Raw genomic sequence first — 26,923 nt, 5'->3', positions numbered from 1 at the left:
TAGGTTGCGGCGTACCTGCGATGAGGCAGGTCCCGTGGGAGGAACGACGCTATGTCCAAATACGCACTCTGTGTCGGCATCAATAAGTTTGAGAACCTTCCAACCAACGGCTGGCTCAACGGCTGCGTCAACGACGCCAAAGACTTTTCCGCGCTGCTCACCGGCCAGTACGGTTTCGCGAAGCGGAACGTCACGGTGCTGCTGGATTCGAAGGCCACGAAGGCCACCGTCGTCGGGAAGCTGCAGGCGATGATCAAACGGGCCAAGCCGGGTGACCACCTGGTTTTCACCTTCTCCAGCCACGGCACCCAGGTTCTCGATGCGTCAGCGGACGAACCGGATGGCGCCGACGAAGCCTTTGTCACCTTCGACATGCGGCAAAAAGGCGACCAGTGGGACCCCGCCACGCTGATTCTCGACGACGAACTGCACGACCTGCTGGGCACCCTGCCCGACGGTGCCCTGCTCGACGTCGTTCTCGACACCTGCCACAGCGGCTCCGGCCTCAGGGCACTGGACCTGCTGCCCACCCGGCGGCCGCGGTTCGTGCCGCCACCCACCCCGCTCGGTCTCGAACTGACGGAATCGGCGGATCCGCGGGCTTTCCGCGACCTGGTGCGGTCAGACACGAAAGCCAAACCCGTCCTCTTCGCGGCCTGCCGATCGGATCAAACGGCGGCCGACGCCGACTTCTCTGGCCGGTACAGCGGTGCCTTCAGCTATTTCCTGCTCAAGGCACTCAGGGACGACCCGACCAAGAGCCGCCGGGAAGTCCTGAAGCGGGTCAGCGCGGACCTGCGCGGCGGGCGGTTCACCCAACGGGCCCAGCTGGAGGCGCCGGCGGCAGCCAAAAGCCTGGCGTGGGGCACTGCGCCCTAGGCAATACACCTAGGCAATACACCGAGACACGGACCAGCTACCGTCCACGACCCTGCCGGTGGAACGTGAGCTTCTCCGCTGCGCCGCCGGCCCGGGATCCGGCAGCGGCGGTAATCTCCGCGAGCATCGCCGCGTCACGGCTCTTGGCCTCCCGGATGTCCTGCTGCCGCCGGGCGTCGTAGACCGGTTTCAACGCCGCGTAACAGAGGTGGCCCCCCTCGTCGAAGCGCAGCAACCCGCCACCCCTGACCGTGACCGGCCCGGGGCCGGTCAGACCCAGGCGGCGCATCTCAGTTCGTCCGATGGTGAACTCCTGCACAAACGAGGCGCCGATCTCCGACACCACGAACCCGTCGGGACTGACCCTGATACTCGGACGCACCCGGTCCACGGTGATTGAATGCCGTTCGTCCATCGCAGTTTCCCGGAGCAGGTCGCCGTTCTCCCAGATGAACCGGACAATCTCCTCCGGGTCCGTTCCCAACGCCGACAGCCGCACGGGATACCTGAGGCTGCTCATGGCACCCGTCCCGGAGAGCTGCTCGTCAGGGTCCGTGGTCACTCCCACTTCGGCAAAGGCGTCCCGCACCACCTGCCGGTAGCGGTACCGGTCCTGAGGCACCAGCACCAGATCGGCTGACAGGATGCCCCGCAGGAGGTCGGTCCAGGTCACGTCCACCGGCGCCATGTAGCCCAGTCCGCGAATGAGCATGGCCAGCACCTGCTCGCCCACCTTCGCCCCCGATTTCGCCACCTGGTACAGACTTGATCGTCCACCGGGCTGGTCCAGCCGGACCTTCCAGAGCCGTGCCACCACGTTGAGGATCACCCGAACAATCGGTTCGCCTCGTCGATGCGGATCCGGCAGGGTCCGCCAGTCGCCGGATACCGGAGTCCGCATGGACTGGCGTGCCGGGCCGTGCGAGAAGAGCCCGTCCCCGAAACTGAACAGACCGCTCAACAGGATCTGCTCATCCAGCCCCGCCAGATCTGTTGCCCCGGATCCCAGCGGGTCCAGCAACTGCTCCACCCGGTCCGCTGACGAGAACACCGACAGCATGGCCACCAGATCGGCGATCGCCTCATGCAGGGCAAACTGGTCGAGTGACGCGAACTGATCCGACCAGCGCGTCCGGTAGCCGGCGAGGATGGCGTGTGTCACCTCATGGGCCACCAGGTCCCGGTACAACGCCAGGGGCACGGACAACCGCTCCCGGCCATCCCTGCGATGCCCAAACCTGATCACTCCCTCCTCCCGGTCGTATCCGGAGTCGGCGTAGGGCACCGTATCGTAGGCGTGGATTTTCAGTCGCCGTCCGCGGGGCCAGCCCATCCGGCGTCCCAGGGTGGACTCAAACGCCGCGAGGGTCGACGCTGCCACTGCGTACGTGTGTTGCGCGAGGAACCGCCGGTTGGCCAGCAGCTCCCCCAGATCGCGGGGCGGGCACTCGTCCATCAGCATCCACGGGTCGGCGTCCTCCCCGAGGAGCAGGTCCAGAGGTTTGCCCTCGGGACCGCGGACGACGACGTCGAATCGGGCGCTGCGTGGGCCGACGCCAATACGCTCGACGGGCACCCTGAGCATCGTCGTCATGGGACCATCGGGGCCCAGCGTGAAGGGACCTTCGGCGAGGATGGTCAGCGGGCGCAGCTCCCCGGTGTGGCTCCCTGGACCGAGCATCACGCCCACAATCGGCACCTCCTCCTCCGGCCTGCCCGTGATGCTTGATGGCCTGCTGGGCAGCTACCTGCAATATCCACCTCCGCGGCGCGGCCGTCAAGGATCAGCCCCAGTAACACCCCGGTAACGCGCCCCGGCGGATACTGCGTCCTGTGCGGTCGCCGTCGCCGTGGCACTGCTACCGAAGCGAACCGCTCACCAAGGAGTAGCAATGAGTACCCCCACCGCCGCGACCGTCCCACGCGGCTCAGGGCTGAGTGCCGGGCAGATCGCAGCCCTCAAGCCCCATATCGTGAACCTCACCCGCGGCAGGTTCTCCACGGGCGGGGAAACCAGCACCACCGCCGCGGACGTGGACGCCATTTTCGAGCGGCATCTTCCCGCCTTCGCTCCCGCGGACTCAGCTGTACCGATCATGTTGTACGCCCACGGCGGCCTGGTGAGCGAGGGTGCCGGGTTGCGGTCAGCCCATCTGCAGAGCGAGTGGTGGAAATCGATCGGCGTGTATCCGATCTTCTTCGTCTGGGAGACCGGCTTCCTCGACGCGGTGTTCGGCTCACTGCCCGGCGCCCGCGGGGTGCTCGGTGATATGAAGGACAGGGCGATCGAGCTCTTGGCGAGGGCGGCCAACGGGGAGAAAATCTGGGGCGAGATGAAGCAGTTCGCCGAAGATGCGTCAGCGCCCGGAGGCGGGGCGCTCTATGTCGCCAAAGCACTGGCGAAGTATATGTCAGCCCATCCCCAGACCACCGTGCACGCCGTTGGGCATAGCGCCGGTTCCATCTTCCACTCCCATTTTGTGCCAGCCGCACTCAAGGCCGGCGTTCCGGAGTTCACCACCGTGAGCCTGCTGGCTCCGGCTGTCCGCACGGACACCTTCAAGGCGATGCTTGCCCCGGAGACCGGTAAAGGCATCAAGTCCCTGGCCATGTTCACCATGACGCAGGACACGGAACTGACCGACACCTGCCCGGGTGGGTACGGCAAGTCGCTGCTCTATCTGGTCCGGGCGTCCTTCGAGAAGGAGGAATTCACGCCGATCCTCGGCCTGCAGGAGTGCGTCAACGCGGACCCGGAATTGCGGAAGTTCTTCAATACGGATGGCGCCAAGGCGAAAGCCGAGGTGGTCTGGTCGGTGACCGAGGGTGGGCCTGAGACCCGCCGGAGCACTGCAACCTCGCATGGGGGTTTTGACGACAATTCTTCGACCATGGAAAGTGTTGCCCGCCGGATCACCGGGAAGAAGCCGAAATCCTTCGGCACCCGGGCGGCGAGCGAACCCTGGGCCGTAGCGTCCATCACCCGCGAGGACCCGCCGGTGAGCACCCGCCGTGCCCTGTGCATCGGGATCAACGCTTATCCTCCCGGCAGCGAGCTTCATGGCTGTGTGGCCGACGCTCAGGCCTGGGGCAAGCACCTGGAATCGGTTGGGTTCGATGTCACCACGCTCCTTGACGCCCAGGCCACCCGGGTCAACATCCTCCAGGGGATTTTCGATCTGGTCACCCGCAGCACCACCGGGGACGTGCTGGTGGTGCAGTACGCAGGTCACGGGACCTACGTCGACGATCTCGACGGCGACGAAAAGGAGGCAGGAAACGAGGAGAAACTGCACGATGAGGCCCTCTGCCCGGTGGATTTCCAGGGCGGGAACCTGATTATCGACGACGATCTCGGGGAGATTTTCGATCTGCTGCCCGACGGCGTGAGCCTGACAGGCTTCTTCGATTCCTGCCATTCTGGCGATGGCACCCGGCTGTTACCGTCCTTCGGCGTCGCGGTCGTTGATGGAGCGCAACAGGCGGCCGATCATGGGCGGCGGGCCCGGTTCCTCGTGCCAGATGAGACCACCACCAGGAATTTCAGGCTGCGGCGCGGTTCCGCCACGAGTACGCTCCGGCGCGCCAACGCCCGGGAGCTGCTTTTCAGCGCCTGTCAGCCCGACGAGGTGGCTTACGAGACGGGTGGGCACGGCGACTTCACCGCCGCGGCCAGCCTGCTGCTGGTCCCCAGCGCCGAGAAGATCACCAACGCGGATTTCCTGGCGCAGGTGCTTGAATCATTCGCCCATCAACCACGGCAAAATCCGTACTTCTACGGCGTGACCGCCGCGGCGACCAGGACGTTCCTGGCACCGCTGACGGCACCGTTGGCCGTGCCGGCGCTTGAGGGGCAGGGTCTCCGCCCTGCGCCCGGACCGGCGGGTCAGCTTGTGGCTGCCGCCCCGGGGGATGCCGCCGCACGCGCACGTGCGGCGGCATCCTTCCTACGGGCAACTGCCGATTTCATTGAGGGATGAAACCGCTGGACAGCTAGACGACAGCCGGGTGAGTGTTCTCGGTCGGCGATGCCGATGCCGGGGTGGCACCGTCCTTGGCACCGCCCCAGTTCTTCAACATCGCGACGGCGTCCAGCCCGGTGGTGTCCTTGAGCAGCTGGAAGGTCTCCTGCAGCCCGCCGGATACGTTCTTGCTCAACTGGGTGGCACCATCGTTGGAGATGACCGTCATGTTGTCGATTCCCGCCATCGGGGCGGCGATTTCCCGCGCGATCTGCGGGAGGATTTCCATCACCTTGTTGAGAATGGCGGCTTCGTTGAACTGTTCGTAGGCTTTGGCCTGGGCTTCGATTCCCTCGGCCTCAGCAATTCCCTTCTGCCGGACCACATCTGCCTCCGCCTGACCGCGGAGCGCAATGATTTCCGCCTCGGCTGCACCGTTGGCTCGGGTCACTGACGCCGCTGCGTTACCGCGCGCGGTGTTCGCTGCGGCCTCCGCCTCGGCGGTGACCTTGTCACCCTCGGCGCTCAGGCGCCGTTTGGTCAGCGCCACTTCAGCCTCAACCTGATCGGCCTCCGACTGACGCTTGCGCTGCTCGAGCTTACCCGCGGCTTCCTGCTCCACCCGGTACTTCTCGGCGTCGGCAGGCTTGCGGATCTCAATATCCAGTTCACGTTCACGCAGCTCGGATTGCCGCGAAGCAACCTGCTGCTCCTTGACCAGAATCGACTGGCGCTGCTCGGCTGCGGCAAGTGGTCCCGCGGCGTCGGCCTGGGCCTGCCGTGCGTCAGCCACCTCTTTGAGCTCGGCCCGGCGGATGGCCAGGCGCTGCTCGGCGAGCGCCACCTGCTCGTCGGCAATCGCGGCAGCCTCGGCGGCTTCCTGCGCCGCGTTCGCTTCAGCAATCTTCGCCTGCTTCTCTGCGAGGGCCGCCTCGGGACGGCCGAGGTTCTTCAGGTAGCTGGAGTCGTCGTCGACCGACTGGATCTGGAAGGTATCGATCTCCAGGCCCTGGTTGTGCATCGAATGCTCGGCCTCTTCCTTGACGCTCTTGGCGAAGGAAGCGCGGTCCTTGATGATGGAATCCACGGTCAGTGTGCCCACGATGGAACGCAACGAACCGGAAAGGGTTTCCTGCGTGTAATGGTCGATCTGGTCCTGCTGGTTCAGGAATCGCTGGGCCGCCCGGCGGACCGCTTCTTCGTCGCCGCCGACCTTGATCTGGGCGACGCCGGTGAGCCGCAGTTTGATGCCGTTCTTGGAGATGCCCTCAATCTGGAGGGTTACCTGGCGTGAGGCGAGCGAAATGGAGAACGCACGCTGGCTGAACGGGTTGATGAATGTGCGGCCGAACACCACGCGCTGGCTTTCCTGGCTGCCTTTGCCGGTGATGATCAGTGCTTCGGACGGGCTTGCAATCCGCAGTGCGAGACGTGCGACGATGGCGGCGACAACTGCCAACACCACCAGCACGGCAAGCACAATGCCGACAACAATAAACTGACTGAGGTCCACTACAGCCCCTTCTGTGGGATTCAATAAGGTTGAGTGGCCGGAAGTTCCAGTGCCCGGCCGAATTGGCTGGGTGATCACTGGAGAGCCCGTGCGGTCCCCCACCGCCCGTCATGTGTCGGACGCCACCCTATGGACCGTACACGACCCGTTCCCGGACCGTAGAGGCTTCAGGGGTCCAGCGACGCCGTCGGGCCGCAGCTCTCACTGCGAGAGCGGCAGCCCGACGACGAGCAGTGCAGGAAAGGCTAGGCCTCCGACACTGCGGCAGCCAGATTGTTCAGCGAGGCTTCAAGGTCGTGGGCGGACACAGCGGGGAACGACACCCGCTTGAGCACCGCCGAATCGGTGACGCTGCTCCAGTCGTAGGTGAGCGTCACTTCGGTGGAGTCGGGGCCCTGCGGCGTCAGCTCCCACACCCACTGCCATCCCGCCGGTTCGGTGCCGGCCTCGGCCGTCTTCCAGGCCAGGAGCTTGTTGTGGTCATAACCCACCACATGGTTGTCGGTTTTGTAGTCGCCGCCCTGCTTGTCCCAGTGCTGGTTCATGGTGAACATCTGTCCCACAGCAGTAATCCGGTCGGACTTCTCGTCAGACTGCACCATGCCTGAGCCATCGATCTGCGCATGTCGCTCGGGGTTGGACAGGACGTTGAAGATGGCGTCTGCTGCTGCGTCAATGACGCGGGTTGCGGTGATGGTCTTGTCACTCATTCTTGTTCTCCTTTGATGGTGTTGGATAAGTGTGCTGCTGGATGCAGCCGATGAAGCGTGCTCATCAGGTTTCGACGACGTCGGACGGCAGTTTGTCGGGGCGCCAACCGCGCCACACAGGGTGCCGCAGCTTTCCGGCGCCGGTCCGTTCACTGAACTGGACCTCCCCAACCAACGCCGGGCGTACCCAGTGCGCGTCCGACGCGTCGGCCGCTGGCACGTCGGCCAGCGGGGCAGTTTTTCTGGACATTTTCCGGAGCCGGGACCCGATTTCCGCAAGGTCGCGTTCGGTCAGCCCTGACCCGACCCGGCCAACATACTTCAGGTCGACGCCGTCGGGCACGGCGACCAGCAAGGACCCAACCTTGTGCGCCCGGCTACCCTTCCCCGGCCGCCATCCGACGACCACCACTTCCTGGGTGAGCTGGTGTTTGATCTTGATCCAGCTCCGGGAGCGCCGTCCGGCAGCATAGGTGCCGTGGGTGCGCTTCGCCATGACTCCCTCAAGCCCCAGTTCACGGCTGGCCGCTACTGCTTCCTCAAGGGTGGCGTCCAGGGCCGGGGGTACCTGGATATGGCCGTCCGCGGGAGTGTCGACTGCCTGTTCGAGGATTTCCCGGCGCTGGTCGTACTGCAGTTGCAGGAGCGAATTTCCGTCAAGGTGGAGGAGGTCGAAGACCATGAAGTGCACCGGCGCCTTGCGCCGCGCAGCGTCAATCTCCGCACTCCTGGTGAGGTTGAACCGGTTCTGCAGGAGTCCGAAGTCAGGGCGCCCCGACGTGTTCAGGGCGACGATTTCCCCATCCAGCACTGCGTTCTCCCCGTTGACGTAATCGCCCAGGTCAGCGAGCTCGGGATACAGGAGGGTCATGTCGTTGCCGTTGCGGCTGGTCAGGCGCACTCCGTCGGGCGTGACCGTGGCGATGGCCCGGACCCCGTCCCACTTCATTTCAAACGCCCAGTCGTCCCCGACGGTCACGTCAGCGTTGGTCCCCGATGTGGCGAGCATCGGCGTGAGGTCTGGCGGTGTTTCGTTGTTGGCCGCCAGGGGTTTGACCCCCGAACCGTGGTCAGACCCCTGGTCCTTCATCAGGTGCATCAACCAGTTCCTTTCGCCCGAACTCCCGCCGGCCCCGGTGTGGATCAGGGCATACCGCCGGACGGCGCTGCCGCTGCGGGCCAGCCCGCCGTCGTCGCGGCCCTGGACGGTACAGATCACCTCTTTGCCCTCACGCCACTTTTCCGCCTCATAGGTGCCGGAATCCCAGATGTACATCTCCCCCGCGCCGTACTGCCCTTTGGGGATGGTGCCCTCAAAGGTTGAGTATTCCAGCGGGTGATCTTCGGTCTGGACGGCGAGATGGTTCGTGTCCGGGGTGTCCGGGGGACCCTTGGGCACCGCCCAGGAGACGAGGACGCCGTCGCGCTCCAGCCGGAAGTCGTAGTGCAACCGGCGGGCGTGGTGTTCCTGGATGACGAACCGGTTGCCGCCGGCATGACCCACGCCGTCGGGGATGGGTTCCGGCGTTTTCGCGACGTCGCGCATGGAACGGTAGGTGTGGAGGCGGTCGGTGGAACCTGCACCATCGCCCGGCGTGGCGTCGTCGTCGTTCCGGCCTTCCGCCGGTCGGTCGTCGAGTCCTGCGAGCAGGTCGCCCAGCTCATGCACCCGGTCCATCATCTGCCGGTAGTCAATCTGCGCCAGCGTGGGGTCATCCAGTTCCGCCCAGGAACGGGGGGCGGCGACGGTCGGGAGCAGTTTGCCGCGCAACGAGTATGGCGCCACAGTGGTCTTGTTCCGGTTGTTCTGGCTCCAGTCGACCAGCACCCTGCCGCCGCGGAGGGACTTCTTCATGTCACTGACAACCCGGTCGGGGTGGTCGGCTTCAAGTGCGCGGGCCAGCTCGTGGGCCACCGTGGATACCTCGTCGGAGGTTTGGGAGCCGTCCAGCGCCGCATAGAGGTGGATGCCCTTCGACCCGCTGGTGACCGGGTACGGCGTGAGACCCATATCCTCCAGGATTGCGCGGGCGTCGCGGGCAACCCCGGCGCACTCCGCGAGGCTGACCCCTTCTCCCGGGTCAAGGTCGAGCACCAGCCGGTCCGGGTTGCTGATTTCCCCGTCAACCCCGAACCGCCACTGCGGTACATGGATTTCCAGGGCGGAAATCTGGCCGAACCAGGTCAAGGTGGCCAGGTCATTGACCATCGGGTACAGGTTGACATGGTCCGTGTGGGCAATCGGATGGCGTTGCACCCAGACCGGTGCCGACTGTTCGAGGTTCTTCTGGAAAAACACCTGACCGGGTTTCTCGGCCGTCCCCACCCCGTTGACCCAGCGTTTGCGGGTGACCGGGCGGTCGCGGGCGTGCGGGATCAGGTACCCGGCAATGGCGGCGTAATAGGCGAGGACGTCAGCCTTGGTGGTGCCGATCTGAGGGTAGATCACCCTGTCCAGGTTGGTCAGCCGAAGGCGCTGCCCGTCCACAGTGACGGTCTGCTGCAGCTGGCCTTTACTGGAACCCATTGGACCAGTCTTGTCCGGAATGGCACCAAACTCCACCCATGGGAGACCAGCCACCCCGGGGTCAGTCGCTGAACTGCTCCTGGTACTGGGCCACCAGCCGCTCCCAGTCGGCGGGGTTTTGCCCGAGCGGCCGCTCGTTCAGCAGGTCGTCGAGGCCGATCAGCGTGAAGTGCCAACCCGCTGCCGAGTTGCCGGCCGCCTCCGGATCCTGCAGGGTGTTGGTCAGGGAGAGCAGGCAACCGGAATCGCCGTCGTTCTCAAGCTCCCAGCTCAGCACCTCACGGTCCCAGGTGTAGGCGAGGAGCCGCGGCTTCTCAGCGTCGAGGACCTTGCCTTTCGTGGGCCGCTCCCCGGGGAACGTGAAGGTCACCTCGGCACCCCGGCGTGGCAACAGGTCCATTTCGCAGGGGAACCAGTACTTGAGTTTGCGTGGGTCCGTCAGGTGCTTCCACAGCACTGCTGCGGGGAAGTCGTACCGCATCTCGAACCGGAGGGCCGGCTTCCCGTCGACTGTCGTCTTGGCGACCATGGGCTGGGCTTTTTCAGGATTCACCAAGCCATCGTATCGGCGGAACCCAAACACTGGTTCACTTGGTACATGAGAGCCATCTGGAAGGGCGCCGTCGCTTTTGGGCTGGTCAACGTGCCGGTCAAGGTCTACAGCGCCACCGAAGATCATGACATCAGCCTCCACCAGGTCCACGACAAGGACGGCGGTCGTATCCGCTACCAGCGTCGCTGCGAAATCTGCGGGGAGGTGGTCGAATATAAGAACATCGATAAGGCGTACGACGACGGCGAGCGCACTGTGGTGCTCACTGAAGAGGATTTTGCGACGCTTCCCGTTGAGAAAAGCCGCGAGATCGGCGTCGTGGAGTTCGTTCCCAGCGACCAGATCGACCCGATCATGCTGGACCGTTCCTACTTCCTGGAACCGGATTCGACCTCCACCAAGGCTTACGTCCTGCTGCGGCGCACCCTTGAGGAGACTGACCGTACGGCGATCGTTCAGTTCACACTGCGGCAAAAGAGCCGGCTTGGTGCCCTCCGCGTCCGCGGCGATGTGCTCATGCTCCAGTCGCTGCTGTGGGACGACGAGGTGCGGGAGGCCAAGTTCCCGGCTCTCGATGAGCGGGTGCGGATCTCGGCCAAGGAGAAGGAAATGTCGGCGGCCCTGGTCGACTCCTTCTCCACCGACTTCGACCCCGAGAACTTCACCGACGAGTACCAGGAACAGCTGCGCACCCTCATCGACGCGAAGCTTCAGAAGGGTGAGGCGCTCGACACGGAGGAGACGTTCGGGGAATCCGGTGACGACGGCGGCGGCAAGGTCCTGGACCTGATGGAGGCGCTGCGGCGGAGCGTCGAAAAGAATCGCGAGAAGAAGGGCGCCGCCGGCACGAAGGCGTCCGAGCCGAAGACCACTGCACCAGCCAAAGCAAAATCGAAAGGAGCCTGATGGCCTACCCGCCCTCCCCCCTGTCCGGCTTTTTCACCAATTCGCGGGGCGAACAGACCATCGCGCAGGCTCCCAACGCACCTGTGCTCGGGTGGACCATCTTTGGGATTGCCTCCCGGATGGCGCGGCGGGAAGACAACCGGCGGATTCTGCGGACCGTCAGTATCGCCTGCCTGGGTCTCTGGGCAGTACTGGAGTTAGTAAATGGCGAGAGTGGGTTCCGCCGGACCCTGGGCGCGGTGACCCTGGGCTGGCTCGCGCTACGCTAGCCCGCTGCCGGGGTTGTCCCCCGGGAACCCCCAGAATTCCCAGGAACGAAGCGATACCCCACCTGCCCTGCCCACCGGACTCTAGGCGAGCGCGCTGAAGGCTTCGGCCTTCGCGGTTGGCCCGGCAACGATGATGAGGTCGTCACTGTACAGGGTGGTCTGGGCCGTGGTGTGACCCCACTCGCCGCCGCTTCGTCTGACCGCGACGACTGTGACACCGTGTCTGGCACGGATGCCAGTTGTTCCCAACTCCCGGTCCCAGATTTCGCGGGGCGGACGTGTCTTGACGAGAGCGAAGTTGTCTTCAAATTCAACATAGTCGAGCATTGCCCCCCGCACGAGGTGGGCTACCCGTCTGCCCATGTCGTGTTCCGGACGGATGACATGCTCAACACCGAGCTGGACAAGGATCTGAGCGTGGGCTTCACTGACTGCCTTCGCCCAGATGGTAGTTTTCTCGAATCGCAGCAGCAGCGAGGTGGTGAGGATGCTCGCTTCCAGATCGCTGCCGATTCCCACCACAACCCGATCAAAATCGTGGACCGAGAGCTGCCGGAGAACCTCAGGGTTTGTCGAGTCTGCACGCACCACATGGGTCAGCCGCCCGTTGAAGGCCTGGACAATATCTTCGCGGGCGTCGATTCCCAGCACTTCGGTGCCGGCGTCGGCCAGTTCGAGCGCGAGGGATCCACCGAACCGACCGAGCCCGATCACCGCAACGGAGTCAGCTTCAGCGATCCAGTCGAGGGTCTTCGGGGAAAATAGGCTAGCCAATGAGTGGCCTTTCTTTCGGGAACTCGTAGAGAACGGGCCGTGACCGGAGGGCCAGGGCGGATGCGAGGGTGATGGTGCCCAGCCGTCCGACAAACATGACAGCCACGAGGACCAACTGCCCGGCGGCTGGAAGTTGAGCGGTAATCCCCGTGGACAGTCCCACGGTTGCGAACGCTGAAACCACCTCGAACAGCAGCCGGTCAAGACCGACGTCGGTGATCAGCATGAGGACCATGGTGGAACCCACGACCAAGGCCACCGAGAGGAGCACCACGGTGATTGCCTGCCGGTGTACTGAGCGAGGCAGCCGCTTTCCGAACACGTTCACCGCGGCACCACCGCGAATCTCCGTATATAGGATGAAGAACAGCACCCCGAAGGTAGTGATTTTAAGACCGCCCGCAGTTCCAGCAGGTCCACCGCCGATGAACATCAAAAGGTCCATGATGAGCCAGGTCACCGGGTTGGCCTGGCTCAGGTCAACGCTGTTAAAGCCTGCGGTGCGGGTCTGCACCGACTGGAAAAACCCGGCCAGGATCTTGTCCTGGGTACTGAGCGGGCCGAGCGTCCCGGGATTGGACCACTCAACCGCCGTAATGAAAAGTGCTCCGGTGAACAACAGGATTACCGTTCCGCTGAGCACCAGTTTGGTGTTCATGCTCCAGCGCCGGGGCACCCGGAACTCCTTGAGCAGTTCGAAAACGACGGGAAAGCCGACTCCGCCGATGATCACGGCAACCGCGATGGGCAGGCAGATCCACGGATCGGAAACGAACCTCATGAGGTTGTCGCTGAAAAGGGCGAAACCGGCGTTGTTGAAGGATGAGACCGAGTGGAAGACCCCCAGCCAGGCAGCATCCAGCGGGCTGTGGCCGTAGCCCGCCCAGAACCGCACCGCGAGGACGACGGCGGTTGCTGCCTCAACCACAAGTGTCACCTTCAGCACCCCCAGCAGCACCCGCCGGACGTCACCGAATCCTGAGCTCTTGGTCTCGGCGGCCACCGAAATCCGGGACTTCAGTCCTAGTCGGCGCGCAAGCAGCACTCCCAGGAGGGAGGCGAAAGACATGATCCCGAACCCGCCGAGCTGGATCAACGCCAGGATGATGACTTGCCCCAGTGGCGTCCAGTACACGGCGGTGTCGACCACAGTCAGCCCCGTCACGCAGACAGCTGATGTGGCAGTAAAGAGTGCTTCGAGCAAGGTCGCGCCGCCGGGACCGACCTTGGAGACTGGCAGCATCAGCAGGCCGGTGCCCACAGCGATGGCGGCGGCGAACCCCGTGACGATGAACTGGGCCGGGTGCTTCGGCGAGAGTGCTTCCACCACGGTGGCCAACCAGCGGGCCGCCGAGTGCATGGCAGGCGCAACCCAAGCGCGCGCCCCATCGACGACGGCCTTGAAGGACTTCACCGCGTGAACCAACCACTCAACAGATCGACGGCCCCGCAGAGCCGCGGGCTAACGTCTCAATTGAACCGCCCGTCTTAGGCAGAACCGGCGATCTTTATGGGTTCTTTACGGTCTGATGGCCAAGGTGTCCCGGAGTTAGCCCACTGCATCTCCTCACGGGGCCGCCCCTTTAGCGGGTGAGCTGGTCCGCCAGGGCGGCGAGACCGTCGGTGGTATAGGTCGGTGGCGTGGCGTAGGTGGGATACGGGACGCCGGAGCGATTGATCCATGCCGTCTGCAGGCCCGCCCGGGCTGCCCCGTCAATGTCCCACGGATGCACAGCAACCAGCAACATATCCGCGGGGGCGGTGCCGCAGCGGACGGCAGCGTACGCATACGACGCCGGTGCGGGCTTCCAGAGCGGAGCATCCTCAACGGACAGCAGCAGTTCGAAATGCTCCCGCACCCCACCCCGCTTCAGGAGGGAGTCCGCCGTAGCAGTCGCGCCGTTGGTGAGCGCCACCAGGCGGTGCCCGGCATGGGCGAGCCGCCCGACGGCGTCGGGAACATCCTGATGCACCGGCAACGCCTGCAGGCAGCCCAGAAGATGGGCGACGGCGTCGTCGATGCTGCGGTTGAGCCGCCGGCCCGCGAGAATCGAACGCAGCGTAGCGTCGGCGATGACCGAGAACCGTTCGTTGGCGCCGGCAGCGGCGAGGCCAAAACCGTCGCGCAGCACCCCGGCGAACCAACTGCCCGCCAGCTCCTCGGGCACTCCAACCTCCGCGAAATACTGCGCCATGGGCGACAAATCAGAGAGGGTTTCGTTGACGTCGAAAACTATGACCGGCGTAGCCATTATTGCCGGTAGCTTTCTACCTGGTCGATTGGGCGTGCCCCGGCGTCGGCCGGGTCACCGCCGGCGTCCTGCCGGGCGCGGCGCTGGCGCAACAAATCCCAGCATTGGTCAAGGTCCTGTCCCACCCGGCGCAGCCGCTCACGGCGGGATTCGGCGTCCTCGACCGTGCCCTCCCGGAGCTGGTGTTCTTCATCGACGAGCTTCTGGATGCGTTCCAGCAGGTCCCGGTTTTCCATGACGAAATCTCCTCGACGTTGTGTGTGGCTTCAGGGTGTCAGGCTATGTAGTCCTGGGCCGAAAAACCAGCCCGTTGCATCCTGGCGCAGCGTCAAAGAACTTTCGGATTTTGCACAGCCCGAGGATGGCCTAAACTGGGAGCTGTTGCTCTGCGCTGATGCGCAGCGGAACACTCGCCTGTGTAGCTCAGTCTGGCAGAGCATCCGCTTCACACGCGGAAGGCCCGGGGATCAAGGCCCCGCGCAGGCACCACTACCGGCCCTTCGCTCATCGCGGCGGGCCGGTTTGGCTTAACCGGGAGACCAGCAGGCTTGCTTTCAAAGCTCGATCCTCGGAAGGATGGAGCTATGGCATACTCACCCAGCACCGCAATAGTCACCGGATCCGACTCAGGAATTGGCCGGGCGACAGCCCTTGCCCTCGCAGAGGCTGGGTGCGATGTCGGGATCACCTGGCACTCCGACGAGGACGGCGCCAACGAAACCGCCCGCCTGGTCCGCGAGTTTGGACGTGCTGCGGTGGTTGCCCAACTCGATACCACCGATGCCCCAGCATGCGGCGACGTGGTGGACCAGATGATCAGCGACCTCGGTGGAGTCGATGTGTTCGTCAACAACGCAGGCGTCAACGGCGGCACCCCCTTCATGGACACCAGCTACGACGAATGGCGGGGTACCGTCGCCGCCAACCTCGACGGGGCGTTCGTCTGTATCCAGCGCGCCGCTGCGACAATGATTTCGGCGGGAAACGGCGGCAGGATCATCGCCGTCACCAGCGTTCACCAGGAGCAGCCCCGCGTCGGTTCGGCCGCCTACGACGCATCAAAGCACGGCCTCGGCGGACTGATCAAGACCATCGCCCTGGAGTTGGGCGACCAGGGGATCACCGCCAACGCTGTCCTGCCGGGGGAAATTTCGACACCGATGAACGACGCCGGCGACAAGGATCCCCACGATGTCGACCGACCAGGCATTCCCCTGGGCCGCCCCGGAGCGGCCGAGGAAGTCGCAGCGGTAATTGGGTTTCTTGCATCCCCCGCGTCCAGTTACGTCAACGGCGCCTCATGGGTGGTAGACGGCGGCATGCTGCAGATGGGCCCGCAGGCCGGCTCGCATCTGACGAGCGGAGACTGGCGCTCGGTTTAAGTAGCGTCTGAGCGTCCGGGCGGCCCCGGACGCTCAGGTGGCATTCACCTGCTGTTCAGGCTGGGACAGTACGTTGGGTTATCAGCCTCCCGTACTGAAAGGAATTCCGTCCATGGACACTTCATCGCCATCCCGCGATCACATCAAGGACTGGTCTACCCTCCGCAGCGGGCAGCAGGTCGCGTTCAATCATCACAGCGACGGGCCGGTAGCCGGCGTCGTCGAGATGCGCACCGACGACGCGTCGGTGCTGTGGATCCAGCTCAACGGCGGCGCGGGTCGACGCCTGATTCACTGCGACGACGGCTACCGGCTCAAGCGGGCCGATTAGTCACGACCCACTACCGGCTACAGCGGCAACTCCCGCAGATAGCCGGCAAACCCGCCCGGCGTGCGGCCCATCGTCCTGGCGGAGGTGGTCGCCCTGATGGTATCCACAGCCGACCAGGTGACACCCAGCGCTTTCAGGCGATCCACCAGATCAACATCCTCGTGGACATCCAGCGCCGCGAACCCGTCTGCCAGCAGATAGCTATCCGCCCGGAATCCAAGATTTGCCCCATGGATGTAGTTGTGCCCATGCTCGAGCGGATGCGCCGCGTGCCAGGCCCGCTCCCGTTCAACGCCTAGCCCCGCTGGATCGGGCACCACGGTCCCCAACACCAACTGCACTCCTTGGGCAGCCAACCGGCACTGCTCGACAAGCCAGTGTCGTGGCACCACGGTGTCGGCGTCGGTATTCGCCACCCAAATCCCGCCGGGCGGCCGACCTACCCGCTCGATGGCGTGAGCGATGCCCGCCCGGCGTGCTGGTCCGACCGACGCGAAATCGACATCCAGCGGCCGGGCAAACGGATACTCTCTCACCACCTCCGCTGACGAGTCGGTGCAGCCGTCCAGCACCACAATGACCGTCAGGTCAACGGTGGGGTAGGCGTCCGCGAGCGCCCCGCTAGCCACGTCGAGGGCGGCAAGACATAGCGGCAGGCTCTCCTCCTCGTTCCGGGCGGGAACGACGACGACGACAACCTCGGGGAGCTGCTGGGCTGTCACAGCACACCGGTCGCCCGGGCCACCGAGACCGCCGGTGGATGGACCAACAGGTCGATGCGGAAATCCTCCTCGCATTGTTCAGCCAACAGAGCCAGCGGTGATGACCTGCGGAAAATCTCGTGCACGGTGTCCCCGTCCAACTCCCAGCCGTCCACCGGGTGACGCCAATGGCAGAGCAGCACCACGCCGTCGGGAGTCAAGGACGCGACCGCCCGGGCGACGACGTCGAGCAGCTGCGGACGGGTGAGAAAGTATCCCACCTCGGAAAGTACTATGAGATCGAATTCGCCTGCGGGCCAGTCCCGCGGCACCGAGGCCGCCTGGGCCGTGGCGGCCGGATAGCCAGCCAGTCTGTGCTGGGTGGCAGCGACCGCCGTTGGGCTGATGTCCAGAGCAAGTAAAGAATCTGAGCGCGCCGCGAGCTCGGCTGAGAGCACCCCAATCGAGCACCCTAGTTCGAGTGTTGCGGCGAACCGTTCCCTCGGCAGCAGCGCCAATGCCACCGACCGTTTGCGGCGTTCGTAGAACCGGTCCTGGAGCCCCCACGGGTCGTCGGCTGCCGCGTGCAACCGCTCAAACACACCCGACGTTGGAGTGGGGATGAAGGTTTCAAAACCGCGGGCGAAGTGGTCAAGGAACGCCGGTGCGAGCAGAGCCTCATCACCGGGCGCCCCGGACAGCGGCGCCGTCTGACTGGCGTGCAGGAGCAACGCCGACTGCTTCAACGCCTGCTCGTCACCGGCCAGGTCAAGCACCGCAAGGCGTTCCCAGGGCACTTCCGGGGAATCCGGGGTCGCCCAATGCCAGAGCCATACCGGGTATTCCAACAACGGCATATTCAAGTCGGTGGCCAGCATGGCTGCCGCCTCGCCAGCGGCCTCATGATCGCCGTGCCCGTCCCCCCGCCAGGGCGCCACCAGCAGGAGGCGTTCGTCAGGCCGTCCGCCCATCGCAGCAATCCGGCGCAGTTGGCCAACGAGCTCCCCAGCGTCCAGCAAGCCGTCGGGTAGGTCGAGGAAATGTGTCCGCGCTGAGGGCGCGAGTAACTCCACGGCTTCCTCCAGTTCCCTTCGCCGCACCTCGGCCAGCTGAACCGGGGTGTGTGTCGGGGAGTTCGGATGGGACGCTTCGCCGTTGGTGGCGACGACGATGTCCGTTGCCACTCCAGCGCTGGCCAGACGGCGGACCAGCCCGGCCGCGCCGAGCGTCTCGTCATCAGGGTGCGCTGCGACCAGCATCACGCGCTCAGGCATCCGTCCGTCAAAGAGTGCCTCAAGGCTGAGCCGCGCGTCGCTCCGCCAGTCCTGGCTCCAGCTCTGTTCGGGTGTCCCTGCCTCGTCATGGGTAAAGGTCACCATGGGGCAACCTCCGTCTGGTGGAGGTGGCGCCCCAGTGACGCTGCATCGCGTTCGGCGTGATGCTGCCGCAGGTAGACCTGCAGGTCGGCAACCCGCCGCGCGTGGTCTTCCTCAAGCACCAGCGGGGCGGGCCCCAACCCGTGAGCCACCGTTGAGAGTACCGATTCGGCGGCGACCGCAACGATCCCCCTGACCCGTGCGGCAAGCAGCGCCCCAGCAGCGCCCGCCGCCCTGCCGGCGTCGACGTCGGCCGCTGCCCCGGCCAACGCTACCCGGGCTGCGTGCAGGTGCCAGTCCACCTCGCCGAGGTGCATCAGCGCCACCTGATCAGGTGGTCGTTCCCCGAACGAGCGCAGCAGCCGCCGGGCGACACCTACCGCTCCGCCGTACCAGCACGCAGCTACCCCCAATCCGCCCCAGGCGAACCCGTCGCGTTCCAGATACCAGTTGTCGGGGCCGACCGGTGAAACGGGTACCTGGTCGAAGTCGACGGGCCCGCTGTCCACTGCGGTGAGCCCGCGGCTCACCCAGGTACCGGAGATTGCTGTGACTCCCCGCTGCCGCAGGTCAACCGTGAAGGCACGCCGTTCGCCGTCGGGGACGTGAGCCGTCACCACCGCCAGGTCGAGCCTGCTCGCCAAGGAACACCAGGGCTTGCGTCCGGTCAGGAGCCAGGCGTCGTCGATGCCTGGCTTCGCATCAAGGCGGGCTCCGGGTGCTTCGGCGGCGAACACACCCCAGGTGCCGTCAGTCACCGGCAGCTGGGCCTGCTGCAAGATGGCCAGGGCGTCCAGATGAGGTTCGACGGTGCGGGCGACCGACAGGTCAGCGGCGGCGAGGGTCGCCAGCGTCTCCCACAGAACTACAGTCGATCCCGCGCCGGGAACTGGGGTCATCTGGCCGACGTCCGCGGCCAGAGTAAGGGCATGCGGCACCGACCCTGCAGCGGCCAGTGCCCGGTCGTAGAGGGCGTCCCGGTCGTTGAGGGCAGCCTCTGTGTCTGACCCACTCGTCAAAAGTACTGCCCGCTTCGGCGTCGTCACATGGTCCTCTTCCTCTGGCGGTCCAATCATCAGCATACTTAGTCAATCCGGGTCCGTCGTCGTCGGGAAACCTGGCGAGACGGGCGACGCCTTGACGGGGGAGGATTTTCGGAGTGGGCTTAGGTCCCACACTCCGACGGCGGAAGGCACCCGATGGCATCCCTCTGGCAGGCGACTCGGCCCCACATTCCGACCGACCCCTTTACTCCTGATGCCAGCTTCGACTCTGTGGTGGTAGGCGCCGGAATCACCGGGATCTGCACCGCGTTGCTGCTTGCGCGATCCGGCCAACGAGTCGCCGTCCTGGAGGCCCGACGTGCTGGCGATGTCACCACCGGGAATACCACCGGTAAAATCTCGCTTCTGCAAGGAACCCAGCTGTCCACCATTATCCGGCATCACGACGCCGACATCGCGCGTCACTACGTCACCGGGAACCTTGAGGGACAGTCCTGGTTGCTGCGTTTCTGCAGTGACCACGGGATTCCGTTCGACACCACTGATGCGGTCACCTACGCGGTCACGGATTCCGGTGCTGTTGCCCTCGCAGCCGAGCGTGATGCCTGCCTCCAGGCAGGGTTGACGCCCATCCTGGAGGATGTCTCTACCCTGCCGTTCGCTGTCACCGGCGTGCTGCGCCTCCCCGGACAGGCGCAATTCCACCCCCTGCAGGGCCTTGCCGGCCTCGCGGCAGACCTGCGGGCCCACGGCGGTCACCTCGTTGAGGGGGTCAGGGTGCAAGGAATCAGCACCGGCAGGCTCAAGGGTGACAAGATCCAGGTCAATACCCCGCGCGGGTCGGTGACCGCCGAAAACCTGATCCTTGCAACCGGTACGCCGATCCTCGACCGTGGGGGCCACTTCTCCGTTCTTACCCCGCAGCGGTCCTACGCGGTGGCGTTCGCCGTCGACGACGGGGCGCCGCAGGGTGTCGACCAGATGTACCTTTCCATCGACTCGCCGACGCGTTCCCTGCGGACCGCCGTCGTCGACGGTCGCAGCTACCTGATTGTCGGCGGCAACGGGCACCGGGTGGGCCGCGAAAGCCACACGCAGGGTCTCGTTGATGATCTGGTGCGCTGGACCCGGGGACACTTTCCAGCGGCGCGGCCGGTTCATTTCTGGTCCGCGCAGGACTACGAACCTGCGTCCGCCCTGCCCTACGTGGGCAAGCTGCCCCTCAGCCGCCACCGAATCTACACGGCAACCGGCTACAACAAGTGGGGTATGACCAACGCGGTGGCAGCCGCGCTGGCCTTATCGGCCGAGATTCTCGGTGGACAGATGCCCTGGGCCAACAAGCTCTACGCCACTCGGATCGCCCGGCAGGACGCGCTCAGCACCGTCAGGTCGAACGCCGGCGCCGGGTTGGAGTTGCTGAGCGGCTGGCTGGGCGGGCTGGCCCGCACCAGCACGGTGAGTCCACCGGAGGGTCAGGGCATCGTGGTTCGCAACGGTGCGCGGCCTGTGGGCGTCTGCGTGGTCGACGGCGTGACCCACCGGGTATCGGTGGTCTGCCCGCACCTGGGCGGCGTCCTGGGCTGGAACGACGCCGAACGGTCCTGGGATTGTCCCCTGCACGGCTCACGTTTCACCGCGGATGGAACCCTTCTGGAAGGACCTGCTACCCGCGACCTCACGCCAGGTTCCTGACCGGCCGGTGGGTACCCGGCCGTGAGCGCCAGCTGCCTGCCGGGTAGCTCGGCGCGAGGGTTGAGCACGGGTGGGGCCAACGCCACAAGAGCTACTAAGGTGGCTTATGGTAGTAGTTCCCGCTGGATTTCCACAACATTCGCGGTCTAGGGTGAAGATGCATTCACCCCTTACTTTGACTCTCCCGGGATCGGGCGGGCTGGTCCGACTCACAGGAGGATAGTTATGAAGGCGTCCAAAACACTGACCGATAACATGCAGGCCGTACTGGTGGAGCTCATTGAGCTCCACCTACAAGGAAAGCAGGCTCACTGGAACGTCGTCGGGAAGAACTTCCGCGACATGCACCTGCAGCTTGATGAGATCATCGACGACGCCCGCCTCTTCGCCGACCAGATCGCCGAGCGCATGCGTGCCCTGCATGCGGTACCCGATGGCCGCAGCACATCAGTTGCGAAGGGCACCACCCTCAATGAGTTCCCGGCGGGACTGGTCTCGACCAAGGACACGGTCACCATGGTCGTCGCAATGCTTGAGGGCACTGTGAAAACTATGCGTGACGTCCACGATCAGATCGACGAGGAAGATCCCACCACGGCCGACATCCTGCACGGCTTCATCGAAAAGCTTGAACAGTACGCGTGGATGGTTGACGCTGAAAACATGGAGCCGACGGCGACGGTAACGAAGCCCGCCAGGGTCTAGGCGTCCGCTGATCTTCCGCTCGCTCAAGGCGGCCGATGAGTCCGGTTTGACCGAGATGTCGTTTCGTCATGCGGCGCTGATCTACTGGCACTGTTGCCTTCGCCGGGTCGGTAGGTAAATCTCCAGTGCTGAGGTGATCAGTGTCGCTTGGGGCTTGCCCTCTGTCCTCTGCGTTCTGGATATCGGAGCGGATGGAGCCATAGTATGAATCCGTGGAGCAGGCAGAAGTATTCCAGTGCGAGCGAGCCAGACTTGTCAGCGTCGCGACTCGGGTGCTCGACGATCGTCATGAGGCTGAAGACATCGTGCAGCAGACTTGGTTCCGGCTAGACAATAGCGCGGCCGAGATTGAGAATCTTCCGGCCTGGTTGACCAAGGTAACCACGCGGTTGTGCGTCGATCGCCTTCGCGCCCGGGTACCCGCTCCCCATGAATTCCAGGAAACTTTTGCGACGCTCGCGGGGGACCGCGGCGGGCCAAGGAACCTTGGTCACGACCCGGTTGAGTCAGTCGAGCAGAGGGAGTCCGTCGGCCAGGCGTTGCGGGTGGTCGTCGATCGTCTGACCCCGAATGAGCGTGTCGCGCTCGTGCTGCACGAGTCGTTCGCTTACGACTTCGACACTATCGGCGAGATACTGGGCCGTACCCCGGCCGCCACCCGGAAGCTCGCCTCCCGAGCGCGCGCCAAGGTCGCGAACGTACAGAGGGGCGGACCAGTCACCGACGGGCGAGTCGTCGATGCCTTCATGGCAGCCGCGCGAGGGAGCAACCTGATCCGGCTCTTGGCCCTGCTCGCTCCCGGAGCGAGCGTGAGGGCCGACGCCGCGGCGATCGCGTCGGGCACCCCCCAACAAATCGAGGGTCAAGAAGCCGTTGCGCGCTTCTTCAACGGCAGCGCGCACGCAGCGCTTCCGGTATTTGTCAATGGTCGACCAGGTGCCGCTTGGTTCCACCGCGGGCGGCCCATGGTCGCGTTTGACTTCGCCGTTGTAGATGGCGCAATAGAGTCGATCGTGTTTCGTGCCGAACCGGAGGTGCTCGCGGGTATCGTTCGTCGCACCGGGCTAACCGTTATGCCTGACATGACCGGATCCGTAACGGGTTGAGCCGGTTCGGTCACATATTTGGCCACCCACTCGTCAAAGGGATAGGAGCCGCCGCAGGGCGCGACGCCAGGAAGAGGAAACCATGAAGACGATGACCTGCCACGATCTTGGCGGACCTTGCGAACTAGCGCACAGAGCGGCAACAGCCGACGAGATTATTAAGGCACAGGACCGGCACCTGAAGGAGACAGTCAAGGCGGGGGACGTCAAACACGCGGAGGCACGTGACGAAATGAAGCGCCGCTGGATGCGACCCAAGAAAGCGCTCGACTGGTACAACGGAGTCAAGCGCGCCTACGCCGAGCTCCCTCCGGGTTGAGTGCACCGGATGCGCACTGTGACATCGGTCTTGGCGCTCAAGAGGCCGACTGGCTAGCCGCAGCCGAGCTGATCTAACCCGACTTCGCGCGCCGCACCACTTGGTGCCCGCTGACCCGCCTTCCCCGCTTAGTTGCCGGGGAAGGCGGGTTTTTCCTTGGCAAGAAAGGCCCGGGTTCCTTCGCGCATGTCCGACGTAGTGAAAGCCTGCTTGAAGGATTCGGCTTCGATGGCCAGACCGTCGGTGGTGGATAGACCCTCTACGCGTGCCACCGTCTCCTTCACCGCGGCGACCGCCGTGGGAGATTGCCTGGCAATTGCTCCGATCGTTTTCCGTGCGGCCGCGAGCAGCTCATCCTGGTCGCTGAAAATCGCGTTGACGAGGCCCAATCGAAGCGCCTCATCCGCTGGGATACGCCGACCGGTGTAGAGCAGTTCCCGGGCTACGGCGGGTCCCACCCTGCGCTGCATTCTGACGGAACCACCGAACCCCGGAACAAGCCCCAGACTCACCTCCGGTTGGCCAAAAGAGGCTGCTCTTGTGGCATAAATGAAATCACAGGCCATCGCCAGCTCACATCCTCCGCCCAGGGCGTACCCGTTGACCGCAGCGATAACCGGTACCGGGAGAGCCTCCAGCGTGAGCGTAAGCGCCTGCATCCTGGTGCTGTACGCCCAGGCTTGATCGGGTGTCATTGCGGCCATTTCGCGAATATCCGCCCCGGCTACAAATGCCTTCTCGCCCGCTCCGGTGATGATTGCGCCGCGGAATGGCCAGTCGCCGTCGTCGGCCGCCGTGCTGAGAACGTTGAAGACGGCCTCCAAATCGTCGAGTACCTGTGACGACAGAGCGTTGAGCGCCTCCGGCCGGTTGAGGGTGATGGTGACCAATGAGTCCTCGTGGGTGACCAGGACGGTCGAATATTGCTTGAGCTGCATGGGCTGCGGCGCTTTCCTGTCGGCGGTGACTTAGGTGGTGAATAGGCGATCTATGGGAGCAGCTCGGGCGGGAGGATCAAGAGCAGCCCTATTGCCGAACCGTTGAAGACCACATGGGTGATGATCGCTGGCCCCAGTCGGCCGGTCCACACGGTAAGGACGCCGCAGATTACTCCCACCGTGAAGGTGCCGACCAACAGGTAGACCGAGGAGCGGAGGTCGGCAACCGCGCCGGTATGCAGCAGGCCGAAGGCGAGGGAACTGATGAGGATTGCCACCACTGTCGCAGTCGTCAGGGAGCGCCGTGGGGTTGCGGGCGAGACCTTGCCTTTGGCGGAGCCACGTAACCACCATGCGTTCTGGACGGCACGCAGGACGAGTCCACGGTTGAAGAGTTCCTCAAGGAACGGCGCGATCAGCGCCCCGCCGAGGACCGCGTTCACAAAGATCCAGCCAGTGTCGCCGGTCAGGAAGACTCCGGCGTTTCCTTGCAGAACTTCACCTTCACCGAGTGGCCAGAGCAGGGTGATGATCACCTGTACGAGTGCCAGGATGATGCGCGCCGCGATGCCCACGCCAACCCCGATCGCCAGGTCGATCCACTTGAACCGCAGCCCGAAGTCACTGGCCAGCGATCCGAAGCCCCACACCCGCGATGCGAGAATGCTGGTCCCCAGAAGGGCGATCCAGGTGAAGCACAATGACACGAAGACCAGCTCAGGCCCGAACGGGAGGACCGAGGAGAGGGCCAGCGTAGCCCCCAGGGGTAACGCCAGTACCAGCACCAGACCGGTTGCCGCCTGCCAGAGTCCCCACCCCGGCCTGAGGGGTCCTGCCGGGCTATGCTGTGCGGGGTTGGCGAACCGGGCGTGTGGCGCACCGTTCAGGCCGTCTGTTGGACCAGCTGCCTGCGCCCCGGACGGGTCGGGGGTGGGTTTGATCCGCATAGTCAGCACACTACCCGCACGCCTCACTGACCGCAGCAATCGCCGACATCGCAGGCCGATGCCATTGACCAAACGTGTTTAGGGGTTTTAGGTAAAGGAATCAGTCCGAGCGTTAGAACGGGTGAAATAGATGAATGAGTTTGGTTTACCGCCCGGGTTTGTCTTGGGAACCTCCACCGCTGCCGCGCAGATTGAGGGCGGGATCCACCAGGGCGGGCGCGGCGAGAGTATCTGGGACGCTTACGCGAGGACCCACACGAACATCCTTGATGCGTCGAGCGCTGCGATCGCCTGCGATCATTATCATCGGTATGCCGAGGACTTCGACCTGCTCCAGCAATTGGGCGGGCAGGTGTACCGGATGTCGATCGCCTGGCCGCGGATCCAGCCGATGGGTCGCGGACCGGCCAACCCGGAGGGCGTTGCCTTCTACCATCGACTGCTCGATGCCTTGCTGGAGCGCGGCATTCAGCCCTGGGTCACCATCTACCACTGGGACTTGCCCCTTGCGCTACAGGATGCCGGCGGCTGGCAGAACCGTGACACGGTTGGCGCCTTCGCCGACTACACCCGGATCCTTCGCGACGAGTTCGGCACCAAGGTTGCTGCCTGGATGACCCTGAATGAGCCGGTGGTGCATGCCGGCGTCGGGCATGCGATCGGACACGCCGCACCGGGTCTGATGCTGCTGGGCAGTGCCTTCGTCGTCGCTCACCATCTACTGTTGGCGCACGGTCACGCGGTGCGGATTCTGCGCGAGACCCTCTCCACCCCAGTGGGAATCGTCAATAACCATTCCCCGGTGGAACCTGCCACAGACTCCGACAAGGATGCGCGTCTTGCGGTGCTCTACGACCATTATCACAACGGCCAGTTCGCCGGCCCGGTCCTCGCCGGCAGATATCCGCCCGAACTGGAGGAGGTGGACGGGATCTCCTTCGAGGTAATCCAGGACGGCGACATGGAAATCATCTCAGCACCGCTGGACTTCTACGGCGTCAACTATTATTTCCCCACCAAGGTCGGGGCGGCTCCCCCGTTTTACCCGGTGCCTTTTGCTCCGAAGCCGTACGACGGCGTCCCGGTCACCGACTTCGGCTGGCCCGTCCTGCCTGCCGGTCTACCCACAATTTTGAAGCAGCTCAAGGCTTCGTATCCCCATCTACCCCCGGTGTACGTCACAGAGAACGGCTGCGCGTACGACGACGAACCGCAGGGCGGGTCGGCTGGCCGGAACGGCGGTCTGCAGGACACCCGGCGGATCGAGTTCCTCGAGAAGCATCTCGCGGCGATCGGTGAAGCAGTGGCCGCCGGCATTGACGTGCGCGGCTATTTCCACTGGACCCTGATGGACAACTGGGAATGGCAGGAGGGGTATACGAAGAAGTTTGGTCTGGTGCGATTGGAACCCGCGACACTGGAGCGGGTGCCGCGTGCATCCTTCTACCGTTACGCGGAGATCATCCGCTCGGTCAGCGGCCCGCATCCCACCGAGCAAAACCCTCCAACGAAGTAGCGAACCTGGCAGCCCATCCCCTGATGGCGGACTATTACTTCATCTGACACAGGCGCAAGAGCGACAGGTAAAAGGCTGTCTGGAGGGGGCAAGAGGGGCACGCTCCCCCCTACCGGGTGGCCAGTTAAACTCCGTGTCGGTGGCAGCTGTGATCATCGAGAGGTCAGCATCCGTTAGACAACCGCCAACCGAGAGATCCCCACGCAGCGGTGGTATTGAAGCGAACGGAGGGGCTTCATCCTAGAACGGTGGTGGGGTTTCTGGTCGCGGTGGTGGTGGTGTGGGTGGTGGGTTGGGTTTGGTGGTGTAGGTTTCCCCGGCGGGGGAGATCGCGATGATCATCCCGGGTTCGGGTTGGGTGTAATGCCAGAAACCCTCCGTTTTGAACATGTGGTGACGTTTACAGAGCGCTGCCAGATTTGAGTAGCGGGTCGTCCCGCCCCGGGACCAGGGGATCGTGTGGTCGAGTTCGCAGAACACCGCCAACCGGTTACACCCCGGATGACGGCACGTCCCATCCCGTACCCTGACCGCGTCCTGTAAATCTTTCGGCACCCG

At 64.6% G+C, this 26,923-nt stretch carries 26 protein-coding genes and 1 tRNA gene; 12 read left to right on the top strand and 15 right to left on the bottom strand.

Annotated elements, in window-relative coordinates; all coding sequences use genetic code 11:
* The first annotated feature begins 51 nt into the window (after nt 1-51).
* Nucleotides 52-879, top strand: a complete 828-nt coding sequence (locus ACX80O_RS10850) for a caspase family protein (protein ID WP_459306160.1) — start codon at nt 52-54, stop codon at nt 877-879.
* A gap of 37 nt (nt 880-916) precedes the next feature.
* Here ACX80O_RS10850 and ACX80O_RS10845 read toward each other — a convergent pair whose 3' ends face one another.
* Complete coding sequence (locus ACX80O_RS10845; protein WP_459333450.1) at nt 917-2,578, bottom strand: gluzincin family metallopeptidase; 1,662 nt, start codon at nt 2,576-2,578, stop codon at nt 917-919.
* Nucleotides 2,579-2,771: 193 nt separating this feature from the next.
* Between ACX80O_RS10845 and ACX80O_RS10840 the strand changes: the two genes are divergently transcribed.
* Nucleotides 2,772-4,859, top strand: coding sequence for a caspase family protein (locus tag ACX80O_RS10840; RefSeq protein WP_459333449.1), 2,088 nt, complete (start codon nt 2,772-2,774; stop codon nt 4,857-4,859).
* A gap of 13 nt (nt 4,860-4,872) precedes the next feature.
* Here the strand turns inward: ACX80O_RS10840 and ACX80O_RS10835 are convergent, their stop codons facing one another.
* The 4 genes from ACX80O_RS10835 to ACX80O_RS10820 form a co-directional block, all read right to left on the bottom strand.
* On the bottom strand, nt 4,873-6,354 hold the full coding sequence (locus ACX80O_RS10835) for a flotillin family protein (protein ID WP_459306166.1): 1,482 nt from the start codon (nt 6,352-6,354) through the stop codon (nt 4,873-4,875).
* 245 nt (nt 6,355-6,599) lie between these two features.
* Entirely contained in the window at nt 6,600-7,064 is a 465-nt protein-coding gene (locus ACX80O_RS10830) for an SRPBCC family protein (RefSeq protein ID WP_459306168.1), read from the bottom strand.
* Between the two features lie 64 nt (nt 7,065-7,128).
* Nucleotides 7,129-9,591, bottom strand: coding sequence for an ATP-dependent DNA ligase (locus ACX80O_RS10825; RefSeq protein ID WP_459333448.1), 2,463 nt, complete (start codon nt 9,589-9,591; stop codon nt 7,129-7,131).
* 61 nt (nt 9,592-9,652) lie between these two features.
* The gene (locus ACX80O_RS10820; RefSeq protein WP_459333447.1) at nt 9,653-10,144 is read right to left on the bottom strand and encodes an SRPBCC domain-containing protein; all 492 of its coding nucleotides are present in this window, start codon (nt 10,142-10,144) and stop codon (nt 9,653-9,655) included.
* 45 nt (nt 10,145-10,189) lie between these two features.
* Here ACX80O_RS10820 and ku point away from each other — a divergent pair, with 45 nt between their 5' ends.
* Nucleotides 10,190-11,050 (top strand): non-homologous end joining protein Ku, encoded by an 861-nt coding sequence (gene ku, locus ACX80O_RS10815; protein WP_459333446.1) that lies wholly within the window; start codon nt 10,190-10,192, stop codon nt 11,048-11,050.
* The gene (locus ACX80O_RS10810; RefSeq protein WP_459306177.1) at nt 11,050-11,319 is read left to right on the top strand and encodes a hypothetical protein; all 270 of its coding nucleotides are present in this window, start codon (nt 11,050-11,052) and stop codon (nt 11,317-11,319) included. Before ku ends, ACX80O_RS10810 begins: the two co-directional genes overlap by 1 nt.
* Nucleotides 11,320-11,400: 81 nt before the next feature.
* On the opposite strand, the gene ACX80O_RS10805 is transcribed toward ACX80O_RS10810, so the two are convergent.
* From ACX80O_RS10805 to ACX80O_RS10790, 4 genes are all read right to left on the bottom strand, one after another.
* Nucleotides 11,401-12,093 carry a potassium channel family protein gene (locus ACX80O_RS10805; RefSeq protein ID WP_459333445.1) on the bottom strand — a complete coding sequence of 231 codons (693 nt, stop codon included), beginning with the start codon at nt 12,091-12,093 and terminating at the stop codon, nt 11,401-11,403.
* Nucleotides 12,086-13,453, bottom strand: coding sequence for a TrkH family potassium uptake protein (locus tag ACX80O_RS10800; protein WP_459306238.1), 1,368 nt, complete (start codon nt 13,451-13,453; stop codon nt 12,086-12,088). The genes ACX80O_RS10805 and ACX80O_RS10800 overlap by 8 nt, the downstream gene beginning before the upstream one ends.
* 223 nt (nt 13,454-13,676) lie before the next feature.
* Nucleotides 13,677-14,345, bottom strand: coding sequence for a haloacid dehalogenase type II (locus ACX80O_RS10795; protein WP_459306181.1), 669 nt, complete (start codon nt 14,343-14,345; stop codon nt 13,677-13,679).
* Nucleotides 14,345-14,581: a DUF2630 family protein gene (locus ACX80O_RS10790; protein ID WP_459306183.1), complete on the bottom strand. Its 237-nt coding sequence runs from the start codon at nt 14,579-14,581 to the stop codon at nt 14,345-14,347. Before ACX80O_RS10790 ends, ACX80O_RS10795 begins: the two co-directional genes overlap by 1 nt.
* Before the next feature lie 176 nt (nt 14,582-14,757).
* Here ACX80O_RS10790 and ACX80O_RS10785 point away from each other — a divergent pair.
* The 3 genes from ACX80O_RS10785 to ACX80O_RS10775 all read left to right on the top strand — a co-directional run bounded on the left by ACX80O_RS10785 (nt 14,758) and on the right by ACX80O_RS10775 (nt 16,058).
* A tRNA-Val gene (locus tag ACX80O_RS10785) sits at nt 14,758-14,834 on the top strand.
* A gap of 95 nt (nt 14,835-14,929) precedes the next feature.
* A complete protein-coding gene (locus ACX80O_RS10780; protein ID WP_459306185.1) occupies nt 14,930-15,727 on the top strand; it encodes an SDR family oxidoreductase in 798 nt (265 codons plus the stop codon).
* Between the two features lie 112 nt (nt 15,728-15,839).
* Entirely contained in the window at nt 15,840-16,058 is a 219-nt protein-coding gene (locus tag ACX80O_RS10775; protein ID WP_459306187.1) for a hypothetical protein, read from the top strand.
* Nucleotides 16,059-16,075: 17 nt separating this feature from the next.
* Here ACX80O_RS10775 and ACX80O_RS10770 read toward each other — a convergent pair whose 3' ends face one another.
* The 3 genes from ACX80O_RS10770 to ACX80O_RS10760 are packed head-to-tail and all read right to left on the bottom strand — an operon-like array spanning nt 16,076 to nt 19,211.
* Complete coding sequence (locus ACX80O_RS10770; RefSeq protein ID WP_459333444.1) at nt 16,076-16,780, bottom strand: glycosyltransferase family 2 protein; 705 nt, start codon at nt 16,778-16,780, stop codon at nt 16,076-16,078.
* The gene (locus ACX80O_RS10765) at nt 16,777-18,138 is read right to left on the bottom strand and encodes a PIG-L family deacetylase (protein ID WP_459333443.1); all 1,362 of its coding nucleotides are present in this window, start codon (nt 18,136-18,138) and stop codon (nt 16,777-16,779) included. The genes ACX80O_RS10770 and ACX80O_RS10765 overlap by 4 nt, the downstream gene beginning before the upstream one ends.
* Complete coding sequence (locus tag ACX80O_RS10760) at nt 18,132-19,211, bottom strand: acyl-CoA dehydrogenase family protein (protein ID WP_459333442.1); 1,080 nt, start codon at nt 19,209-19,211, stop codon at nt 18,132-18,134. Before ACX80O_RS10760 ends, ACX80O_RS10765 begins: the two co-directional genes overlap by 7 nt.
* A 123-nt stretch (nt 19,212-19,334) precedes the next feature.
* Between ACX80O_RS10760 and ACX80O_RS10755 the strand changes: the two genes are divergently transcribed.
* The 4 genes from ACX80O_RS10755 (at nt 19,335) to ACX80O_RS10740 (ending at nt 22,964) form a co-directional block, all read left to right on the top strand.
* On the top strand, nt 19,335-20,834 hold the full coding sequence (locus tag ACX80O_RS10755; RefSeq protein ID WP_459306195.1) for an FAD-dependent oxidoreductase: 1,500 nt from the start codon (nt 19,335-19,337) through the stop codon (nt 20,832-20,834).
* A 225-nt stretch (nt 20,835-21,059) separates the two neighbouring features.
* Nucleotides 21,060-21,539 (top strand): Dps family protein, encoded by a 480-nt coding sequence (locus ACX80O_RS10750; protein ID WP_459306197.1) that lies wholly within the window; start codon nt 21,060-21,062, stop codon nt 21,537-21,539.
* Nucleotides 21,540-21,751: 212 nt separating this feature from the next.
* Entirely contained in the window at nt 21,752-22,645 is an 894-nt protein-coding gene (locus ACX80O_RS10745) for a sigma-70 family RNA polymerase sigma factor (protein ID WP_459333441.1), read from the top strand.
* A gap of 82 nt (nt 22,646-22,727) precedes the next feature.
* Nucleotides 22,728-22,964, top strand: a complete 237-nt coding sequence (locus tag ACX80O_RS10740) for a DUF1059 domain-containing protein (protein WP_459306201.1) — start codon at nt 22,728-22,730, stop codon at nt 22,962-22,964.
* A 128-nt stretch (nt 22,965-23,092) separates the two neighbouring features.
* On the opposite strand, the gene ACX80O_RS10735 is transcribed toward ACX80O_RS10740, so the two are convergent.
* A complete protein-coding gene (locus tag ACX80O_RS10735) occupies nt 23,093-23,902 on the bottom strand; it encodes an enoyl-CoA hydratase/isomerase family protein (protein ID WP_459306202.1) in 810 nt (269 codons plus the stop codon).
* Nucleotides 23,903-23,952: 50 nt separating this feature from the next.
* Nucleotides 23,953-24,849 carry a CPBP family intramembrane glutamic endopeptidase gene (locus tag ACX80O_RS10730; RefSeq protein WP_459333440.1) on the bottom strand — a complete coding sequence of 299 codons (897 nt, stop codon included), beginning with the start codon at nt 24,847-24,849 and terminating at the stop codon, nt 23,953-23,955.
* Nucleotides 24,850-24,979: 130 nt separating this feature from the next.
* Between ACX80O_RS10730 and ACX80O_RS10725 the strand changes: the two genes are divergently transcribed.
* Nucleotides 24,980-26,365, top strand: a complete 1,386-nt coding sequence (locus ACX80O_RS10725) for a GH1 family beta-glucosidase (RefSeq protein WP_459306206.1) — start codon at nt 24,980-24,982, stop codon at nt 26,363-26,365.
* Nucleotides 26,366-26,605: 240 nt separating this feature from the next.
* On the opposite strand, the gene ACX80O_RS10720 is transcribed toward ACX80O_RS10725, so the two are convergent.
* Nucleotides 26,606-26,923, bottom strand: a 318-nt coding sequence (locus tag ACX80O_RS10720) for an HNH endonuclease (protein ID WP_459333439.1), incomplete at its 5' end; no start/stop codon positions are given.

It is taken from the genome of Arthrobacter glycogeni (assembly GCF_054511155.1).
The sequence above is the reverse complement of the archived record's forward strand: the minus strand, read 5'-3'. Positions and strand labels throughout refer to the sequence as shown.

Excerpts from the sequence above, each read along its gene's own strand:
- ACX80O_RS10850 (WP_459306160.1), top strand. The coding sequence starts at position 52 with ATGTCCAAATACGCACTCTGTGTCGGCATCAATAAGTTTGAGAACCTT.
- ACX80O_RS10840 (WP_459333449.1), top strand. The coding sequence starts at position 2,772 with ATGAGTACCCCCACCGCCGCGACCGTCCCACGCGGCTCAGGGCTGAGT.
- ACX80O_RS10830 (WP_459306168.1), bottom strand. The coding sequence starts at position 7,064 with ATGAGTGACAAGACCATCACCGCAACCCGCGTCATTGACGCAGCAGCA.
- ACX80O_RS10825 (WP_459333448.1), bottom strand. The coding sequence starts at position 9,591 with ATGGGTTCCAGTAAAGGCCAGCTGCAGCAGACCGTCACTGTGGACGGG.
- ku (WP_459333446.1), top strand. The coding sequence starts at position 10,190 with ATGAGAGCCATCTGGAAGGGCGCCGTCGCTTTTGGGCTGGTCAACGTG.
- ACX80O_RS10810 (WP_459306177.1), top strand. The coding sequence starts at position 11,050 with ATGGCCTACCCGCCCTCCCCCCTGTCCGGCTTTTTCACCAATTCGCGG.
- ACX80O_RS10800 (WP_459306238.1), bottom strand. The coding sequence starts at position 13,453 with ATGCACTCGGCGGCCCGCTGGTTGGCCACCGTGGTGGAAGCACTCTCG.
- ACX80O_RS10795 (WP_459306181.1), bottom strand. The coding sequence starts at position 14,345 with ATGGCTACGCCGGTCATAGTTTTCGACGTCAACGAAACCCTCTCTGAT.
- ACX80O_RS10790 (WP_459306183.1), bottom strand. The coding sequence starts at position 14,581 with ATGGAAAACCGGGACCTGCTGGAACGCATCCAGAAGCTCGTCGATGAA.
- ACX80O_RS10780 (WP_459306185.1), top strand. The coding sequence starts at position 14,930 with ATGGCATACTCACCCAGCACCGCAATAGTCACCGGATCCGACTCAGGA.
- ACX80O_RS10775 (WP_459306187.1), top strand. The coding sequence starts at position 15,840 with ATGGACACTTCATCGCCATCCCGCGATCACATCAAGGACTGGTCTACC.
- ACX80O_RS10765 (WP_459333443.1), bottom strand. The coding sequence starts at position 18,138 with ATGGTGACCTTTACCCATGACGAGGCAGGGACACCCGAACAGAGCTGG.
- ACX80O_RS10760 (WP_459333442.1), bottom strand. The coding sequence starts at position 19,211 with ATGATTGGACCGCCAGAGGAAGAGGACCATGTGACGACGCCGAAGCGG.
- ACX80O_RS10755 (WP_459306195.1), top strand. The coding sequence starts at position 19,335 with ATGGCATCCCTCTGGCAGGCGACTCGGCCCCACATTCCGACCGACCCC.
- ACX80O_RS10750 (WP_459306197.1), top strand. The coding sequence starts at position 21,060 with ATGAAGGCGTCCAAAACACTGACCGATAACATGCAGGCCGTACTGGTG.
- ACX80O_RS10740 (WP_459306201.1), top strand. The coding sequence starts at position 22,728 with ATGAAGACGATGACCTGCCACGATCTTGGCGGACCTTGCGAACTAGCG.
- ACX80O_RS10735 (WP_459306202.1), bottom strand. The coding sequence starts at position 23,902 with ATGCAGCTCAAGCAATATTCGACCGTCCTGGTCACCCACGAGGACTCA.
- ACX80O_RS10730 (WP_459333440.1), bottom strand. The coding sequence starts at position 24,849 with ATGCGGATCAAACCCACCCCCGACCCGTCCGGGGCGCAGGCAGCTGGT.
- ACX80O_RS10725 (WP_459306206.1), top strand. The coding sequence starts at position 24,980 with ATGAATGAGTTTGGTTTACCGCCCGGGTTTGTCTTGGGAACCTCCACC.